Annotated in this window: 17 protein-coding genes; 12 read left to right on the top strand and 5 right to left on the bottom strand. The window is 75.8% G+C overall.

The features are described from left to right. Positions 1–213 precede the first annotated feature (213 nt). From ACI796_RS03110 to ACI796_RS03140, 7 genes are read left to right on the top strand one after another with little or no spacing between them, the layout of a single operon-like run. Positions 214–516, top strand: a complete 303-nt coding sequence (locus tag ACI796_RS03110) for a DUF4193 domain-containing protein (RefSeq protein WP_204693870.1) — start codon at positions 214–216, stop codon at positions 514–516. Between the two features lie 40 nt (positions 517–556). Next, positions 557–1483 carry a hypothetical protein gene (locus ACI796_RS03115; RefSeq protein ID WP_456939797.1) on the top strand — a complete coding sequence of 309 codons (927 nt, stop codon included), beginning with the start codon at positions 557–559 and terminating at the stop codon, positions 1481–1483. A 50-nt stretch (positions 1484–1533) separates the two neighbouring features. Further along, positions 1534–1989, top strand: coding sequence for a dUTP diphosphatase (gene dut / locus ACI796_RS03120; RefSeq protein ID WP_456939798.1), 456 nt, complete (start codon positions 1534–1536; stop codon positions 1987–1989). 1 nt (position 1990) lies between these two features. Beyond that, positions 1991–2740 (top strand): DUF3710 domain-containing protein, encoded by a 750-nt coding sequence (locus ACI796_RS03125; RefSeq protein WP_456939799.1) that lies wholly within the window; start codon positions 1991–1993, stop codon positions 2738–2740. Further along, positions 2737–3666: an alpha/beta hydrolase family protein gene (locus ACI796_RS03130; RefSeq protein WP_456939800.1), complete on the top strand. Its 930-nt coding sequence runs from the start codon at positions 2737–2739 to the stop codon at positions 3664–3666. The genes ACI796_RS03125 and ACI796_RS03130 overlap by 4 nt, the downstream gene beginning before the upstream one ends. Further along, complete coding sequence (locus ACI796_RS03135) at positions 3663–4040, top strand: OB-fold nucleic acid binding domain-containing protein (RefSeq protein ID WP_456939801.1); 378 nt, start codon at positions 3663–3665, stop codon at positions 4038–4040. Before ACI796_RS03130 ends, ACI796_RS03135 begins: the two co-directional genes overlap by 4 nt. Further along, positions 4037–4903 carry a DUF3159 domain-containing protein gene (locus tag ACI796_RS03140; protein ID WP_456939802.1) on the top strand — a complete coding sequence of 289 codons (867 nt, stop codon included), beginning with the start codon at positions 4037–4039 and terminating at the stop codon, positions 4901–4903. Before ACI796_RS03135 ends, ACI796_RS03140 begins: the two co-directional genes overlap by 4 nt. Before the next feature lie 10 nt (positions 4904–4913). On the opposite strand, the gene ACI796_RS03145 is transcribed toward ACI796_RS03140, so the two are convergent. Further along, the gene (locus ACI796_RS03145) at positions 4914–5579 is read right to left on the bottom strand and encodes a potassium channel family protein (protein ID WP_387990860.1); all 666 of its coding nucleotides are present in this window, start codon (positions 5577–5579) and stop codon (positions 4914–4916) included. Then, on the bottom strand, positions 5579–6244 hold the full coding sequence (locus ACI796_RS03150; RefSeq protein WP_456939803.1) for a potassium channel family protein: 666 nt from the start codon (positions 6242–6244) through the stop codon (positions 5579–5581). Before ACI796_RS03150 ends, ACI796_RS03145 begins: the two co-directional genes overlap by 1 nt. 169 nt (positions 6245–6413) lie before the next feature. On the opposite strand from ACI796_RS03150, the gene ACI796_RS03155 reads away from it, so the two are divergent. The 4 genes from ACI796_RS03155 to ACI796_RS03170 all read left to right on the top strand — a co-directional run bounded on the left by ACI796_RS03155 (position 6414) and on the right by ACI796_RS03170 (position 10524). Next, positions 6414–8459: an APC family permease gene (locus ACI796_RS03155; RefSeq protein WP_456939804.1), complete on the top strand. Its 2046-nt coding sequence runs from the start codon at positions 6414–6416 to the stop codon at positions 8457–8459. Beyond that, the gene (locus ACI796_RS03160) at positions 8452–9762 is read left to right on the top strand and encodes a class I SAM-dependent RNA methyltransferase (protein ID WP_456939805.1); all 1311 of its coding nucleotides are present in this window, start codon (positions 8452–8454) and stop codon (positions 9760–9762) included. Before ACI796_RS03155 ends, ACI796_RS03160 begins: the two co-directional genes overlap by 8 nt. Before the next feature lie 27 nt (positions 9763–9789). Beyond that, positions 9790–10017 carry a DUF4177 domain-containing protein gene (locus tag ACI796_RS03165; RefSeq protein WP_456939806.1) on the top strand — a complete coding sequence of 76 codons (228 nt, stop codon included), beginning with the start codon at positions 9790–9792 and terminating at the stop codon, positions 10015–10017. Positions 10018–10146: 129 nt separating this feature from the next. Beyond that, complete coding sequence (locus tag ACI796_RS03170) at positions 10147–10524, top strand: hypothetical protein (RefSeq protein WP_456939807.1); 378 nt, start codon at positions 10147–10149, stop codon at positions 10522–10524. A gap of 45 nt (positions 10525–10569) precedes the next feature. Here ACI796_RS03170 and ACI796_RS03175 read toward each other — a convergent pair whose 3' ends face one another. Next, positions 10570–11754 carry an ROK family protein gene (locus tag ACI796_RS03175; RefSeq protein ID WP_456939808.1) on the bottom strand — a complete coding sequence of 395 codons (1185 nt, stop codon included), beginning with the start codon at positions 11752–11754 and terminating at the stop codon, positions 10570–10572. Between the two features lie 215 nt (positions 11755–11969). On the opposite strand from ACI796_RS03175, the gene dxs reads away from it, so the two are divergent. Beyond that, positions 11970–13886, top strand: a complete 1917-nt coding sequence (dxs, locus tag ACI796_RS03180) for a 1-deoxy-D-xylulose-5-phosphate synthase (RefSeq protein ID WP_456939809.1) — start codon at positions 11970–11972, stop codon at positions 13884–13886. Between the two features lie 192 nt (positions 13887–14078). Here dxs and ACI796_RS03185 read toward each other — a convergent pair whose 3' ends face one another. Together ACI796_RS03185 and ACI796_RS03190 are read right to left on the bottom strand one after the other, a co-directional pair. After that, positions 14079–16163, bottom strand: coding sequence for a 3-hydroxyacyl-CoA dehydrogenase NAD-binding domain-containing protein (locus tag ACI796_RS03185; protein WP_456939810.1), 2085 nt, complete (start codon positions 16161–16163; stop codon positions 14079–14081). A gap of 73 nt (positions 16164–16236) precedes the next feature. Then, a complete protein-coding gene (locus tag ACI796_RS03190; protein WP_456939811.1) occupies positions 16237–17442 on the bottom strand; it encodes a thiolase family protein in 1206 nt (401 codons plus the stop codon). Between the last annotated feature and the right edge of the window lie 10 nt (positions 17443–17452).

Genomic DNA, 17452 nt, shown 5'->3' on the forward strand with positions numbered 1-17452 from the left:
CGCGGACAGGCGGGCACAAACCGGGGTCGCACGGCGTTGGGGGGCTGCCGGTCCCGCACCCGAGCCGACCCCGTGTCGGACGGGAGCAGGCCCGGTCCCGTGACCAGCGGCCGCCCCCGGGCGGCCGGCCAGGCCGACGGCGGACCCCGCCGCCGTCGGACGAGGCGGGCGCCCAGCGCGTCCGCGAACTACCCCGGAGGAGGGGCACACCCCATGGCCACCGACTACGACGCCCCGCGCCGCAACGAGGCCGACGAGCTCGGCGAGGACTCCCTCGAGGAGCTCAAGGCCCGCCGGGCGGAGGCCCAGTCGGCCTCGGTCGACGTCGACGAGACCGACTTCAACGAGAGCCTCGAGCTGCCCGGTGCGGACCTGTCCAACGAGGAGCTGACCGTCCGCGTGCTGCCCAAGCAGGAGGACGAGTTCACCTGCTCGCGCTGCTTCCTCGTGCAGCACCGCAGCCGGCTCGCCGCCACCCGTGGCGACCAGATGTACTGCCGCGACTGCGCCGCATAGGCAGCACCACCGCGATGGCCGGACACGGGGGGAGCAGCCGATGACCGATCCCAGGGAGCGCATCGGCGCGCCCCGCGACGTCCCCCCGCCCCGGCCCGTGCAGGCCCCGGCGCCGCCGGGGCCGGACCGGTCGGGGGACGGTCCGGCCTGGCTGTCCGAGGACACCGGGCTGGGCCGGGCCGCCCGCACGGTCGCCGACGCCGTGTCCCGACTGCTCGGCGGGGGCGCCGACGAGGCGTCCGCCCCCGGGCAGCCGGACGCCCGCCGGTCCACCGCCGGCGTCGTCCGCGACGTCATCACCGCCCTGGGCGCCGCCGCGGCCGGCGCCGCCCGCCGTCCGGGGCCGCCGGCCGGGGACGGGGCCGACGACGAGGACCCGGCCCGGGGCCCGATCGGGGTGCTCGGCGAGCTGCTCGCCGCCGCGGCGCCGCGGCTGCCCGTCCGCGACGCCGCCCGGCTGCGCGCCGCGTACCCCGGGAGGTCGGACGAGGAGATCGCCGACGCCCTCGTCACCCGCTCGGCGCGGCTCACCGCCGCGGTCGGCGCGGCCACCGGCGGGCTCTCGGCGGCCCACTGGTTCATGCCGGGGTCGCTGGTGGCGCTGCCGCTGGAGCTCGCCGCCGAGACGCTGCTCACCGCCGGCGTCGAGGTCGTCCTCCTCGGGGAGCTGCACGAGCTCGCCGGACGGCCGGCCGGCGGCACCCACGCCGAGCGCGCCGCCGCCTACCTCTCCAGCTGGACCCAGCAGCGCGCCGTCGAGAGCGGCGCCCGGGAGGGGCTGGGCGTCGTCCTCGGCACCGCCGGGTTCCGCGCCCTGCGCCGCCGGCTGTCGCGCCGGATGGCCCGCGGCCTCGGCTCGGCCGCGCCGCTGTTCGTCGGTGCGGCGCTCGGCGGCCGCGGCAACCTCAAGGCCACCGAGACCCTCGCCCGCCGGGTCCGCGCCGACCTGCGCCGCGGTCCGGCCTGAGGTCCCGGCCGGTCCGCCGACCCCGCTCCGGCGCGGTTAGGGTCGCCGTCGTGGCCGACCCCCTCGAGGTCCCCGTCCGGCTGACCGCGGCGGGGGCGATCCCCCCGCGCTACGCGCTGCCCGGCGACGCGGGCGCCGACCTCACCATCACCGAGGACGTGCACCTGGCGCCGTTCGAGCGGGCGCTCGTGGGCACCGGCGTGGCCGTGGCCATCCCCGAGGGCTACGCGGGGTTCGTGCACCCCCGCTCGGGCCTCGCCGCCCGGCACGGCCTGAGCCTGGTCAACGCCCCCGGCACCATCGACGCCGGCTACCGCGGCGAGATCAAGGTGAACCTGGTGAACCTCGACCCGGCCACCCCGCTGACGCTGCGCGCCGGCGACCGGGTCGCGCAGCTGGTGGTGCAGCCGGTCGTCCCCGCCCGCTTCGTGCCGGTCGACGTGCTGCCGGAGAGCGTCCGCGGCGAGGGCGGCCACGGGTCCACCGGCGCGGGACAGGAGGCCTGAGATGCCCTTCGGACGACGGCGCAACCGGATCGAGCGCAGCCTGCGCGAGCGCGGCGTCCCGCCCGAGCCGCAGCACCGCGAGCGCGACGTCGAGGAGACCACCGGCCCCTACGACGAGGCCGACGCCCCCGACGACGGCACGCCCCGCGTCGACCTGGGCGCGCTGCGGCTGCCCGCCGTCCCCGGGACCGAGCTGCGGGTGGACCTCAACCAGCAGCAGAAGGTGATCGGCGCGACCCTGCGCTACGGGGACTCGCTGCTGCAGGTGTCCGCCTTCGCCGCGCCGCGCGCCGCCGGCATCTGGGACGACGTCCGCGCCGAGCTGGCGCGCAGCGCCTCCGGCCAGGGCGGGCGGCTGCAGGAGACCGAGGGCCCGTTCGGCCCCGAGCTGGCCGGCACCGTCGTCGTGACCCCGCCGGCGCAGCCCGGGGGCCCGCCGCCGAAGCCGGTGCGCCGGGCCGCGCGGTTCCTCGGCGTCGACGGTCCGCGCTGGTTCCTCCGCGGGATGATCAGCGGCCCGGCGGCCGAGTCGCCCGAGGCGGCCGCGGTGCTGGAGGACGTGTTCCGCAAGGTGGTCGTCGTCCGGGGCACCTCGCCGATGCCGGTGCGCGAGCAGCTGCCGCTCACCCTCCCGCCCCAGGCCGCCGCGCAGCTGGCCCGCCAGCAGCAGGCCGGGCAGCAGCAGGCCGGGCAGCAGCAGGTCGGGCAGCAGCCGGGCCGCCCGGCCGCCCCGCCGCGGCCCCCCGCGTGACCCCCGCCGTCGTCGCCTACGGCCCGCACCCCGACCAGTTCCTCGAGCTGACCCTGCCCGTCGCGCAGGACCCGGCGCCGATGGTCGTCGCGCAGGACCCGGCGCCGATGGTCGTCGCGCAGGACCCGGCGCCGATGGTCGTCGCGCAGGACCCGGCGCCGATGGTCGTCGCGCAGGACCCGGCGCCGATGGTCGTCGCGCAGGACCCCGCGCCCGTGGTCGTCGTGCTGCACGGCGGGTTCTGGCGGGCCGCGTACGGCGTCGAGCTGGCCCGCCCGCTGGCCGCCGACCTCGCCGCGGCCGGGTACGCCGCCGTCGCCGTGGAGTACCGGCGGGTCGGCAGCGGCGGCGGCTGGCCGGCCACCCTGGAGGACGTCGCCGCCGCGCTCGACGCGCTCCCGGACCTCCCGGACGCGGGCCGGTTGGACCTCGGCTCCCTCACCGTCGTCGGGCACTCCGCCGGCGGGCACCTGGCCGCGTGGGCCGCCGGGCGGGCGCGGCTGCCCGACGGCGCCCCCGGCGCCGGGCCGCGCGTGCGGGTGACCGCGGCGGTCCTGCAGGCCGGCGTCGTGGACCTGGCGCGGGCGGCGGAGCAGCGCCTGGGCCGCAGCGCCGTCCAGGAGTTCCTCGGCGGGGAGCCGGGGGAGGTGCCCGGCCGCTACGCGGTCGCCGACCCGGCCGGGCTGCTGCCCACCGGTGCCGACGTGCTGTGCCTGCACGGCACCGACGACGACGTCGTGCCGCCCGAGCAGTCACAGCGGTACGCGGCGGTGGCCGCGGGCGCCGGCGACCGGGTGACGGTGCGCACCGTCCCGGGCGGTCACCGGGTGCCCATCGACCCGGCGGGGGAGGCGTGGGCGGTGGTCCGCGCGTGGCTGGGGGAACACGCCGCCGGCCGGGTCCGCCGCACTACCCTGGAACCGTGACACAGACCCGTCCCGGCGGCTGGCTCGCACGCACGCTGCAGCGGCTGACCGCCGACGACTCCGCCATCGACGCGCAGGAGCTGCGCGAGGAGTCCGACCGCGCCGGCTGCGAGCCGGTGAGCGCCTGCCGCAAGGGGGAAGTGGTGACCGTGACCGGCCGGCTCAAGTCGGTCGTCTACACCCCGCGCGAGACGGTCCCCACCCTGGAGGCGGAGCTGTTCGACGGCTCCGGCTCGGTCACCCTGGTCTGGCTGGGCCGCCGGCGCATCCCGGGCATCGAGCCCGGCCGGACGCTGACCGCCCGCGGCCGGTTCGCCAGCTTCGACGGCCGCAAGGTCATCTACAACCCCTGGTACGAGCTGAGCGCGGGGTGATCCCGGCGGCCGACGACGACGGCCGGCGCGATCCCGGGGGAGCAGCACCGCACCAGGAGCCCACGCACGCGGACGGCACCACGACCGAGGACACGGGCCGAGGGGTCACCTTCGACCGGCACATGGTGCTGGAGCAGCTCGGCGGCTGGCGCGGCATGGTCGACGCGACCCTGCCCACGCTGGCCTTCATCGTCGCCAACGCGATCGGCGACCTGCGCACCGGGATCTGGGCCGCGATCGGCGCCGCCGTCCTGATCCTGCTCGTCCGGCTGGTCCGCCGGGAGAGCGTGCAGCAGGCGTTCAGCGGCCTGTTCGGCGTCGCGGTGGCGGTCGCCATCGCCGCCGCCTCGGGGCAGGCGCGCAACTACTTCGTGCCGGGCATCATCCGCAACGCCGTCATCGGCGTGGTGCTGCTGGGCTCGGTGCCGCTGCGCTGGCCGCTGGTCGGCGTGGTCGCCGAGTGGCTCGCGCCGAGCCACCTGGGGTCGATGGCTGCGCACTCGCTGCCCGGCCTGCGCCGCCGCGTCGACAGCGCCCGCGCCCGGCTGCACCACCAGCCGCCCCCGCCGGAGCCCGCGCCCGCGCAGTCGGGGCGCCCGGTGGACCCGGAGCCCGAGCGCCACTGGCGCGACGACCCGCGGATGGTGCGCGCCTACGGCTGGCTGACCGTCGTCTGGGCGCTGACGTTCCTGCTGCGCGTCGCCGTGCAGACGCCGCTCTACCTCGCCGACGAGGAGGACCTGCTCGGCGTCGCCTCGCTCGTCCTCGGCCTGCCGGTGACCGCCGCCGCCCTCGCGCTCACCCTATGGGTCGTCGCCCGCCTGCACCGCCACCGCGTGGAGACGGACGCCGGCAGCTCCTAGCCGGCGGCGCCTAGAGAGCAGTCGGGGAGAGGACCTGCTGCAGCTGCTCCTCGACGTCGGCGTGCGTGACGAACAGCAGCTCGTCGCCCACCTCGAGCGGCTCGTCCGGGGTGGGCGTGATGACCCGGTCGCCGCGCAGCATCGCCGTCAGCACCGTCTCGCGCGGCAGCGGCACCTCGCGCAGCGGCCGGCCGGCCCACGGGGTGTTCTCGGCGAGGGTGATCTCGACCAGGTTGGCCGCGCCCTTGCGGAAGCTCATCAGCCGGACGACGTCGCCGACGGTCACCGCCTCCTCGACCAGCGCGGCGAGCACCCGCGGGGTGGAGACGGCGACGTCGACGCCCCAGGCCTCCGTGTAGAGCCACTCGTTGCGCGGGTCCTTGACCCGGGCGACGACGCGGTTGACCGCGAACTCGGTCTTGGCCAGCAGCGAGACGACGAGGTTGGCCTTGTCGTCACCGGTGGCCGCGACGACGACGTCGCAGGTGGCCAGCTGGGCCTCCTCGAGCGAGGAGACCTCGCAGGCGTCGGCCTGGACCCACTCCGCGCCCGGCACCGCGCGGGTGCGGACCTTGCGGCCGTCCTTCTCGATGAGCATCACGGTGTGCCCGTTGTTGAGCAGCTCCCCGGCGATGGAGCGGCCGACCGCCCCGGCGCCCACGATGGCCACGCGCATCAGGCCCTGCTCCCCTCGGGGTGCTCGACCGTCTGGTGCACGCGGTCGGAGATCTCGTCGGTGGCCGCGACGACGAGCTGGTCGCCGTCCTGCAGCACGGTGGAGGAGGTGGGCAGCTGCGCCTCCCCGAAGCGGACCAGCCAGGCGGCCCGGGCGCCGGAGGCGGCCTCGAGCTCGGAGAGCTTGCGGCCCACCCAGCCGTCGGTGACGGTCACCCGCATCAGCAGCACCCGGCCGGTGGGCTCCCGCCAGATCTCGCTGACCTTCACCGACAGCAGCTCGCGCAGCAGCCGGTTCACCGTCCACGGCACGGTGGCGACGCTCGGGATGCCCATCCGCTCGAACACCTCGGCGCGCTTGGAGTCGTAGATCCGGGCGACGACGTGCTGGACGCCGAAGGTCTCCCGCGCCACGCGCGCGCTGATGATGTTCGAGTTGTCGCCGCTGCTGACCGCGGCGAAGGCGCCGGCGGAGTCGATGCCGGCGTCGAGGAGCACCTGCCGGTCGAAGCCCAGGCCGGTCACCTGCCGGCCGGTGAACTCGGGCCCGAGCCGGCGGAAGGCCTCCGGGTCCTGGTCGATCACCGCGACGCTGTGGCCGATCTGCTCCAGCCGTCGCGCGATGGCCGAGCCGACACGGCCGCAGCCCATGACGACCACGTGCACGTGTCGCTCCCGGATGCCTCGCACGGGCGCCGTCCGCCCGCGGTCCAGGGCGCGAAGCTACACCCGTGCGCGGGCGGTCCGGGGGTGCGCCCGGACGGCGTGCCCCCTCCGGGCGGGGCGCCCGACGCGGGACGGCACCGGGTGCCCCCGCGTCCGTACCATCGCCGCCGTGCCCAAGCTGTCCGACCTCGGACAACTCCCCAAACGGCTCGTCGTCGGCCGGCCGGTCCGCAGCGACCGTGCGGGGGAGTCCCTGCTCCCGAAGTCCCTGGCCCTGCCGATCTTCGCCAGCGACCCGCTCTCCTCCGTGGCCTACGCCACCCAGGAGATCCTGATCGTCCTGACGCTGGCCGGCACCGCGTTCCTGTTCCTCGCGCCGTGGCTGGCCGTCGTCGTCGTGCTGCTGCTGGTGACCGTCGTGCTGTCCTACCGCCAGGTGGTGCACGCCTACCCCTCGGGCGGCGGCGACTACGAGGTCGCGATGAAGAACCACGGCCAGTTCGCCGGGCTGACCGTCGCCAGCGCGCTGCTGGTCGACTACGTGCTCACCGTGGCCGTGTCCGTGTCGGCGGGCACCGACAACATCATCTCGGCGTTCCCCGCGCTCAACGAGCACCGCGTGCTCATCGCCGTCGGGCTGGTCGCGCTGCTGGCGGCGACCAACCTGCGCGGGGTGCGGGAGTCGGGCAAGACCTTCGCCGTCCCGACGTACCTGTTCGTCGCCGGGATCATGGTCATGATCGTCACCGGGCTGATCCGGGACTTCTTCACCGACTCCCCGGTCATCGCCGAGAGCGCCGGCTGGTCGGTGCTGCCCGAGGCGGGCTACGACGACCTCGGCGGCGTCGCGCTGGTGTTCTTCGCGCTGCGCGCCTTCGCCTCCGGGTGCACCGCGCTGACCGGCGTCGAGGCCATCGCCAACGGCGTCCCGGCGTTCCGCCCGCCGAAGTCGAGGAACGCCGCGACGACGCTCGCGCTCATGGGCGGGATCGCCGCGACCATGTTCGCCGGCGTCACCGCGCTCGCCCTGTTCGGCGACGTCCGCTACGCCGAGAACACCTGCGACCTCATCGGCTTCCCGGGCGACTGCGAGACCGACCCCCAGCGCACGGTCATCGCCCAGCTCGCCGCGGCCACCTTCGGCGGCGACCAGTCGGTCGGCTTCTTCTACATCCAGGCGGCCACCGCGCTGGTGCTCGTCCTCGCCGCCAACACCGCCTTCAACGGCTTCCCGCTGCTGGGCTCGGTGCTCGCGCAGGACCGGTTCCTGCCCCGCCAGCTGCACACCCGCGGCGACAAGCTCGTCTACAGCAACGGCATCCTGCTGCTGGCCGGCTTCGCGGCGCTGCTGATCCTCGCCTTCGAGGCCGACCCGAACCGGCTGATCCAGATGTACATCGTCGGGGTCTTCACCAGCTTCTCGATCGGCCAGTGGGGCATGGTCCGGCACTGGAACCGGGAGATCCGGCTGTCGGGCGACGCGGCCGAGAAGCGGCGGATGCGCCGCTCCCAGGTGATCAACACCATCGGCGGCAGCCTCACCACCGTCGTCCTGCTGATCATCGTGGTCACGAAGTTCACCCGCGGCGCGTACCTGGTCATCCTCGTGATGCCGGTGCTGTTCCTGCTCATGAAGGCGATCAACCGGCACTACTCGCACGTCGCCGAGCAGCTGGTCCCCGACACCGACGCCCGCCTGCTGCCCAGCAAGGTGCACGCGATCGTGCTGGTGTCCAAGGTGCACAAGCCGACGCTGCGGGCGCTGGCCTTCGCCCGCGCCACCCGCCCCGACGAGCTCACCGCGCTGACGGTCAACGTCGACCCGGGCGACACCCGCTCGCTGCAGGCGGACTGGGAGCGCTACGACGTCCCGGTGCCGCTGACGGTGCTCGAGTCGCCGTACCGGGAGATCACCCGGCCGGTCGTCGACTACGTCAAGGGCATCCGCCGGGACAGCCCGCGCGAGCTGGTCATCGTGTTCGTGCCGCAGTACGTCGTCGGCCACTGGTGGGAGAACGTGCTGCACAACCAGAGCGCGCTGCGGCTGCGCGCCCGGCTGCAGTTCCAGCCCGGCGTCATGATCACGACGGTGCCGTGGCAGCTGGAGAGTTCCATCGGCCGCGGCGACGAGGACGACCGCCGCGCCGGCCCCATGCCCGGCGACCTGCGCCGCGGCCTCACCGACGACCAGGTCGAGGCCACGCCGTATGGATAGGCGGCGCCCTCCCCGGCGGGCGGCCCGGCCGCCCCGGCCCGACCGGGGCGCCGGCTGGACCGGCCGGGAGTTCGAGGTGACCGTCGGCCCGGTCGCGCACGGCGGGCACTGCGTGGCCCGGCACGAGGGCCGGGTGGTGTTCGTCCGGCACGCGCTGCCCGGTGAGCGGGTGGTCGTCCGGGTCACCGAGGACCGCCAGCCCGGGTACTGCCGCGCCGACGCCGTCGAGGTGCTCGAGGCCGCGCCCGACCGGGTGGAGCGGCCCTGCCCGCACAGCGGCCCGGGGCGCTGCGGCGGCTGCGACTGGCAGCACGTCTCCTGGGAGGGTCAGCGGCGGCTCAAGGCCGACGTCGTCCGCGAGCAGCTCACCCGGCTCGGCGGGCTGGACGCCGCCGACCCGGTGCTGGCCGGGCTCACCGTCGAGGCGTTGCCCGGCGGGCCGCTGCGCTGGCGGTCGCGGGCGCGGTTCGCCGTCGCCCGGGACGGGGTGCCCGGGCTGCGCCGGCACCGCTCGCACGACGTGCACGTCCTCGACGACTGCCCGATCACCGTCGAGCCGGCCGCGCGGGCGGTGCTGTCGCGGCGCTGGCCGGGCGCCGGGGCGGTGGACGTCGCCGTCGACTCGGCGGGCACGGTGACCACCACGCGGCTGGACCGCCGCGGCGTGCCGACGTCGACCCGCGTCCTGCGGCCGGGCGACGACGTCCCCGCCGAGCCGGCCGGGCGGGCCGGGCGGCACGCCGCCGGACGGGACTGGGAGGTCGAGGGCACCGGCTTCTGGCAGGTGCACGAGTCGGCCGCCGACGCGCTCGTGGGCGCGGTGTCCGCGCTGGCCGGCGTGCGGCCGGGGGAGACCGTGCTCGACCTGTACGCCGGCGCCGGCCTGTTCGGCGGCGCCCTGGCGCCCGGGGTGGGGGAGTCCGGCCGGGTGGTGTGCGTGGAGGCCGACGCCGACGCGTGCGCCGCGGCGGAGGTCAACCTGGGCGACCTGCCGCAGGCCGAGGTGTGGCAGGGCGAGGTGGACGCCGACGGGCTCACCGGGCTGCTCGACGAGCTCGGCGGCGTCCCCGACGTCGTGGTGCTCGACCCGCCGCGTGCCGGGGCCGGCGCCGCGGTGAGCCGGGTGCTGGCCGGCACCGGGGCGCGCGCCGTCGTCTACGTCGCCTGCGACCCGGCGTCGCTGGGCCGCGACGTCGCCGCCTTCGCCGGCGCGGGGTACCGCCCGGCCGCCCTGCGCGCCTTCGACGCCTTCCCGATGACCGCGCACGTGGAGTGCGTCGCCCTGCTGGTGCCGGGCGACTGATCCGGGGCCTTCGTTACGGTGCTCTCCGTGACCACCTGGGAGTACGCCTCGGTCATCACGGCCAACGACACCGAGTCGCAGCGCGCAGGGGTGAGCGTCAAGCTGCCCGGCGGCTCACTGGAGCGGCAGCAGGGGGACACCAGCTCGGTGCTCAACCGGCTCGGCGGCGAGGGCTGGGAGCTGGTCAGCTACCACTCCAGCGGCGCGGGCACCTGGGGCTTCGAGCAGTTCTGGCTGAAGCGCCAGAAGGACTGAGAGGGACCCCCTGCCCCCCGCCACTCACGGGCTCGCGGCGGGACCCTGCAGGGGGCCGGGGGCGTCGGTGATCACGACCGGGTGACGACGGCGCGCCTCCGGTCGAACACGTGTTCGACCTGCGGCAGGATGCCGGTCGTGGGTGCGAGCGTCCCTCCGGGCTGGCCGGAGCAGGTGCGGCCCCCGGGCGCGCCCGACTGGGAGCGCTCCGCGGTGGCCTGGCTGTTCGACCTCGTCCCGCCCGACTACCGCGCCCACGCGGTGCTGCGCCGCTACCCGCTGCTGCTCGCGCGGTTCGCCGGCGACCACGTCGCGGCCGGCCTGGAGGCGGCGCGGGCGGGCTGGCGCACGGTGCGCGTCGAGCTGGCCGACCACCTGCCGCCGGACGCCATCGAGGCCGCCGTCGCCGCCTACGAGCGGGAGGGCGCGCGGCTGGCCGCGGCGGCGCGCGGCGTCGAGGTGGTCGCCGGGGCGCTGCGCGGCGAGGTCTGGGTCCCCCGCCTGTAGAGCGGCACCCGGGGGCCCGGTCGTCGTCCGCGGGCCCCCGGGGCCCTAGCCGGTCAGCCGGTCGGCCTCCCGGAGCGCGACCGCCAGCGCGCCGAGCACCTCCGCGCGGGCCCCGAGGGAGCCGGGGACCACGGTCAGCTGCTCGGCCGCGGCGGGGATGGCGGACTGCTCGAGCGCCCGCCGCAGCGGGTCGACGAGCAGGTCGCCGGCCGTGCCCAGCTCGCCGCCGACGACGATGCGGTCGGGGTTGAGCACGTTGACCAGGCCGCCGAGCACGAAGCCGACCGAGGACCCGGCGTCGGCGATCAGCCGCCGGCAGGCCTGGTCGCCGTCCTGGGCGCCGGCCACCAGCGACCGCAGGTCGGTGTAGTGGGGGGCGGCGGTCTGGACGGCCCGCAGCAGGGCGGTGCCGCCGGCGGTGAGCTCCAGGCAGCCGCGGTTGCCGCAGCGGCACAGCGGGCCGGTCGGGTCCAGGCTCACGTGGCCCATCTCGCCGGCGGTGCCGGTGACGCCGCGCAGCAGGTCGCCGTCGATGACCAGCGCGCCGCCGACGCCGGTGGCCATCTTCAGGTAGAGGGTGGCGCGCGAGCCGCGGCCGGCGCCCCAGCGGACCTCGGCGACGGCGCCCAGGTTGGCGTCGTTCTCCACGATGACCGGGACCCCGAGCCGCTCCTGCAGCGCCGGCGCCGGCGTCCGGCCCGACCAGGTCGGCAGGATGTTCGACCGCGCCACGGTGCCGCGCGCGCTCGCCGCCCGGCCGACCACCGGCGTCGGCAGGCCGACCACCGCGCCGGCGACGTCCTCGGTGCACGCGCCGGCCCGCCGCAGCTCGGCCCGCACCTGTCCCGCCACGGTGTCGAGGACCGCGTCGGAGTCCAAGTCGGCGACCGGCAGCGTGGTGGTCTCCTCGCCGACGATCTCGTGCGAGAGGTCGGCCACCGCGACCCGGACGTGGGTGCGCCCGATGTCGACCCCGACGACGACACCGGCCCGCCGGGTCAGGTGCACCAGCCGCGCGGGCCGGCCGCCGGTCTCGACCGCCCCCGCGTCGTCGGCGGGAGCCACCAGGCCGCGGTCGACGAGGTCGGCCACGTAGCCGGACACCGTGGCGCGGGAGAGCCCGGTCCGCTCCACCAGCTGCGCCCGCGTCGAGGGGCCGCTCACCCGCAGCGCCTCGACCAGCCGCCGCGAGGGGCCCGTGACATCGGGCAGCCACGGGCGGGGGTCCATGCCGGGCATCGTGCGAGCGCGCCCGCGTTCTGTCAATCACCGACGGAAGGGAGGCGCATCGGCCGGGTGAGCGGGGTGCGGCGTGTCGAGGGTGACGGAACCGTCCCGTCTCGGGTCCGGCTCGACAGGAGGTCCGCGCCGCCGCGCGACTACAGTGGGTCGGCGGCCGTCGGAGGGCCGTGCCCCGCCGCCGACAGAGAGGACACCGCCGCCCCGTGTCGCTCCTGCGCTCGCTCCGCGACCCCGCAGACCTCCGGGCCCTGCCCCCCGAGCAGCTGCCCGCGCTGGCCGCGGAGATCCGTGACGCACTGGTCACCAGCGTCGCCCGCACCGGCGGCCACCTCGGGCCGAACCTCGGCACCGTCGAGCTCACCATCGCGCTGCACCGGGTCTTCGAGTCCCCGCACGAGCCGATCGTGTTCGACACGGGTCACCAGGCCTACGTGCACAAGATGCTGACCGGCCGGGTCGAGGGCTTCGACCGGCTGCGCCAGCGCGGCGGGCTGTCGGGCTACCCGAGCCGCACCGAGAGCGAGCACGACTGGGTCGAGAACAGCCACGCCTCGACCGCGCTGTCCTACGCCGACGGGCTGGCCAAGGCCTTCGCCGTCCGCGGTGACAAGCGCCCCGTCGTCGCCGTGGTCGGCGACGGCGCGCTGACCGGCGGCATGGCCTGGGAGGCGCTCAACAACATCGCCGCCGCCCAGGACCGGCCGGTGGTCATCGTCGTCAACGACAACGGCCGCTCCTACTCGCCGACCATCGGCGGCGTCGCCGACGCGCTGGCGGGCCTGCGGCTGCGGCCGGGCTACGAGCAGGCGCTGCTGGCCATCCGTCAGGCCCTGCACAAGGCCCCGGTCGTCGGCTCCGCGCTCTACGACGCGCTGCACGGCCTCAAGAAGGGCGTCAAGGACGTCCTGGCGCCGCAGGGCATGTTCGAGGACCTCGGCCTCAAGTACGTCGGCCCGGTCGACGGGCACGACGTCGAGGTCCTGGAGTCCGCGCTGCGCCGGGCGCGGTCGTTCGGCCGCCCGGTGATCGTGCACGCGGTCACCACCAAGGGCTTCGGCTACCCGCCGGCCGAGACCGACCAGATCGACGCCTGGCACGCCACCGGCGTCTTCGACCCCGACAGCGGCGCCAGCCCGGCGGTCGCCCGCGACTGGACGACGGCGTTCTCCGACGAGCTGGTGCGCATCGGCGCCGAGCGGGCCGACGTCGTCGCGGTGACCGCGGCGATGCTGCACCCGACCGGTCTGGCCGCCTTCGCCGAGCGCTTCCCCGAGCGGACCTACGACGTCGGCATCGCCGAGCAGCACGCGCTCACCAGCGCGGCCGGCATGGCGATGGGCGGGCTGCACCCGGTCGTGGCGGTCTACGCGACCTTCCTCAACCGGGCCTTCGACCAGCTGCTCATGGACGTCGCCCTGCACCGCCAGCCGGTCACCGTCGTCCTCGACCGGGCCGGGGTCACCGGCACCGACGGCGCCTCGCACAACGGCATGTGGGACATGTCGATCTGCTCGGTCGTGCCGGGGCTGCACATGGCCGCGCCGCGCGACGAGCCGACCCTGCGCGAGGCGCTGCGCGAGGCGGTCGCCGTCACCGACGCGCCGACCGTCGTCCGCTTCCCCAAGGGGCCGCCGCCGCTGGACATCCCGGCCCTGGAGCGGCGCGGCCCGGTCGACGTGCTGCGGCGCGGGGAACGCGAGGTGCTGCTGGTCGCCGTCGGCGCGATGGTGCCGATGTGCCTGGCCGCCGCGGAGCGGGCCGCCGACCACGGCATCGAGGTGACGGTGGTCGACCCGCGCTGGGTGCTCCCGGTCTCCGACGAGCTCGTCGAGATGGCCGCCGCGCACCGGCTGGTCGTCACCGTGGAGGACGGCGGCCGGGCCGGCGGCGTCGGCACGACGCTGTCGCAGGCGCTGCAGGACCGGCAGCACGACGTCCCGGTGCGCGCGCTGGGCCTGCCGCAGGCGTTCCTCGAGCACGGCAGCCGGGGCCAGGTGCTGGCCGACTGCGGCCTGACCGAGCAGGACGTCGCCCGCCGGATCGCCGAGTGGACCGCGGTGCTCACCGAGCGGGCCGAGCAGCAGCTGACCGCCGAGCCCGTGGACGGCGCCCAGCAGTAGCCGGAGGAGGCCCGTCCTCACCAGCGGCACCTCGCACGTCGAGGTCGTCTCGGTCGACCGCACCATCGAGAGCCTCACCCGCGAGTTCCGCTGACCCGTCGGGCACCACGGCGCGAGGTCCGGGCGCCGCACCGGAGACGACAGACGGCCCGGGCCCCGTGCGGGGGCCCGGGCCGTCTGTCGTCAGCGCCCTCAGGCGGGGAGGCCGGCCACCCCGCGCGGCAGGAACCGCTGGCCGGTCACCTTCTCCGAGACGCCGGTGCGGTCGAGGTACGCGGAGATCCCACCGAGCCAGAACGGCCAGCCGGCGCCCAGCACCATGCACAGGTCGATGTCCTGCACGGCCTGGACGACGCCCTCGTCGAGCATCAGCCGGATCTCCTGGGCCAGCGCCCGCACGGCGCGGTCGCGGACCTCGTCCTCGGTCAGCGGCGCGTCGCCCGCGTCGATGCCGGCGAGGTCGGGGTCGACGACGCCGGGCTCGGACCAGACGCTGGTCTTGCCCAGCTCGACCATCCTCCGCAGCCCCTCGCCGACGGCGAACCGGTCGGGGAAGGCCTCGTGCATCCGCTCGGCCACGTGCAGGGCGACCGGCGGGCCGACCAGCGTGAGCAGCTCGAACGGCGTCATCGGCAGGCCCAGCGGGTCCAGCGCCCGGTCAGCGACGGCCACCGGCGTGCCCTGCTCGACGGCCGCGGTGACCTCGCCGAGGAAGCGGGTGAGCAACCGGTTGACGACGAACGCCGGGGCGTCGGCGACCAGCACGCAGGACTTCTTCAGCGCCTTGCCGACGGCGAAGGCGGTGGCGAGGGTCGCGTCGTCGGTCTGCTCGGCGCGCACGACCTCCAGCAGCGGCAGGACCGCCACCGGGTTGAAGAAGTGCAGGCCGACCACGCGCTCGGGGTGCTCGAGCTTGGAGGCCATCTCCGTCACCGACAGCGCCGAGGTGTTGGTGGCGAGCACGCACTCGGGGGAGACGACGGCCTCCACCTCGGCGAACACCTGCTGCTTGACCGACATCTCCTCGAACACGGCCTCGACGACGAGGTCGGCGTCGGCGAAGACGGCCTTGTCCAGCGCGCCGGTGACCAGGCCCGTGAGCCGGTTCAGCTCGTCGGGGGAGAGCCGGCCGCGGGCGGCGAGCTTCTCCAGCTCGCCGTGCACGTAGCCGACGCCCTTGTCCACGCGGGCCTGGTCGACGTCGGTGAGGACGACGGGCACCTCGAGCCGGCGCACGAACAGCAGCGCCAGCTGCGAGGCCATGAGCCCCGCACCGACGACGCCGACCTTGGTGACCTTCCGCGCCAGGCCCTTGTCCGGCGCGCCGGCCGGCCGCTTGGCGCGCTTGTTGACCAGGTCGAACGAGTAGAGCGAGGCGCGCAGCTCGTCGCTCATGAGCAGGTCGGTGAGCGCCTGGTCCTCGGCGGCGGTGCCGGCGGTGAACGCCTCGCCCTCGACGCCGTTGCGGGCCAGGTCGAGGAGTTCGACGGCGCGCAGCGCGCCGGGGGAGGCGTTGCGGGTGCGCGCGGCCACGATGCCGCGGGCCCGCTCGATCGCGGCGTCCCAGCCGGACCGGTCGACCTCGGGCCGGGACACCGTGACGTCGCCGGTGAGGACGGCGGCGGCCCACTCCAGCGACCGCTCGAGGAAGTCGGCGGGCTCGAACAGCGCGTCGGCGATCCCCAGCTTCGCCGCCCGCGGGCCGGAGGTGACCTTGTTCTGCGCCAGCGCGTTCTCGACGATCACGGTGACCGCCGGGTCGATGCCGATCAGGTCCGGCAGCAGCTGCGTGCCGCCCCAGCCGGGCACCAGCCCGAGGAAGACCTCGGGGAAGGCGACGACGGCGGTGCTCGCGATCGTCCGGTACGTGCAGTGCAGCGCCAGCTCCAGGCCGCCGCCGAGCGCCGCGCCGTTGACGAACGCGAACGTCGGGACGCCGGCGTCCTTGAGCCGCCGGAACACCCGGTGGCCGGTCTCGGCGATCTCGCGCGCGGCCTCGGCGGAGGTCACCGACGGGACTCCGGACAGGTCCGCGCCCACGGCGAAGACGAACGGCTTGCCGGTCACGCCGATCGCCACGGGGGCGGGGGAGTGGGCGGCGATCTCGTCCAGCGCCGCGTCCAGGGACGCGAGCCCGCCGGGACCGAAGGTGGACGGCCGGGTGTGGTCGTGCCCGTTGTCGAGCGTGATCAGAGCGACCTCGCCGGCCAGGCCCGGCACCCGCACGTACCGCACCCTGGCGGTGGTCACGACCTCGTTCTCGAAGACGGCGGTCACTTGCACTCCTCGCTGGCGCTCGTCGGCTGCGTGACCGCAGGTGCTGTGCTCATCGGTTCGCTCGCGAGCTCGCTCACTTGGCCGCACCCTCCCAGTCGGTGTTCTCCCAGATGACGGTGGCGCCCATGCCCAGGCCCACGCACATGGCGGTCAGGCCGTACCGGACGTCGGGGCGCTCGGCGAACTGCCGCGACAGCTGGGTCATCAGGCGGACGCCGGAGGAGGCCAGCGGGTGGCCGACGGCGATGGCACCGCCCCAGGGGTTGACCCGCTCGTCGTCGTCGGCGATGCCGAAGTGGTCGAGGAAGGCCAGCACCTGGACGGCGAAGGCCTCGTTGAGCTCGAACAGCCCGATGTCCCCGATGGTCAGGCCGGTGCGGGCCAGTGCGCGCTCGGTCGAGGGGACCGGCCCGACGCCCATCACCTCGGGCTCGACGCCGGCGAAGCCGTAGCCGACCAGCCGCATGCCGGCGGTCAGGCCCAGCTCCGCGGCGACGTCCTCGGCGGCGAGGATGCAGCCGGTGGCGCCGTCGTTGAGGCCCGCGGCGTTGCCGGCGGTCACGTGCCCGTGCGGGCGGAACGGCGTCTTGAGCGTCGCCAGGCCCTCGAGGGTGGTGTTCGGCCGCGGGGGCTCGTCGGCGGTGGCCAGGCCCCAGCCGTGCTCGGCCGAGCGGGTCGCGACCGGCACCAGCTCCGGGCCGATCTGCCCGTTGGCGACGGCCTTGGCGTACTTCTGCTGGCTGGCCAGGGCGAACGCGTCGGCGCGCTCCTTCGTCAGGTGCGGGAAGCGGTCGTGCAGGTTCTCCGCGGTGGAGCCCATGACCAGCGCCGAGCTGTCGACGAGCTTCTCGCTGAAGAACCGCGGGTTCGGGTCGGCGCCCTCGCCCATCGGGTGGCGGCCCATGTGCTCGACCCCGCCGGCGATGGCGACGTCGTAGGCGCCGAAGGCGATGCCCGAGGCGGTGGTGGTGACGGCGGTCATCGCGCCGGCGCACATCCGGTCGATCGCGTAGCCGGGGACCGACTTCGGCAGCCCGGCGAGCAGCGCGGCGGTGCGGCCGATGGTCAGGCCCTGGTCGCCGATCTGGGTGGTGGCGGCGATGGCCACCTCGTCGACCCGGTCGGCCGGCAGCGCCGGGTTGCGGCGCAGGAGCTCGCGGATCACGCGCACGACCAGGTCGTCGGCGCGCGTCTCCGCGTAGACGCCCTTCGGGCCGGCCTTGCCGAAGGGGGTGCGCACGCCGTCGACGAAGACGACCTCACGCAGCGAGCGGGACATGGGACCTCCG

This window comes from Geodermatophilus sp. SYSU D00525 (assembly GCF_054050475.1).

What these genes read in the sequence shown, in the direction of transcription:
- ACI796_RS03110 (WP_204693870.1), top strand. Translation starts at nt 214, where the DNA reads ATGGCCACCGACTACGACGCCCCGCGCCGCAACGAGGCCGACGAGCTC.
- ACI796_RS03115 (WP_456939797.1), top strand. Translation starts at nt 557, where the DNA reads ATGACCGATCCCAGGGAGCGCATCGGCGCGCCCCGCGACGTCCCCCCG.
- ACI796_RS03125 (WP_456939799.1), top strand. Translation starts at nt 1,991, where the DNA reads ATGCCCTTCGGACGACGGCGCAACCGGATCGAGCGCAGCCTGCGCGAG.
- ACI796_RS03145 (WP_387990860.1), bottom strand. Translation starts at nt 5,579, where the DNA reads ATGCGCGTGGCCATCGTGGGCGCCGGGGCGGTCGGCCGCTCCATCGCC.
- ACI796_RS03160 (WP_456939805.1), top strand. Translation starts at nt 8,452, where the DNA reads ATGGATAGGCGGCGCCCTCCCCGGCGGGCGGCCCGGCCGCCCCGGCCC.
- ACI796_RS03170 (WP_456939807.1), top strand. Translation starts at nt 10,147, where the DNA reads ATGCCGGTCGTGGGTGCGAGCGTCCCTCCGGGCTGGCCGGAGCAGGTG.
- ACI796_RS03175 (WP_456939808.1), bottom strand. Translation starts at nt 11,754, where the DNA reads ATGGACCCCCGCCCGTGGCTGCCCGATGTCACGGGCCCCTCGCGGCGG.
- ACI796_RS03190 (WP_456939811.1), bottom strand. Translation starts at nt 17,442, where the DNA reads ATGTCCCGCTCGCTGCGTGAGGTCGTCTTCGTCGACGGCGTGCGCACC.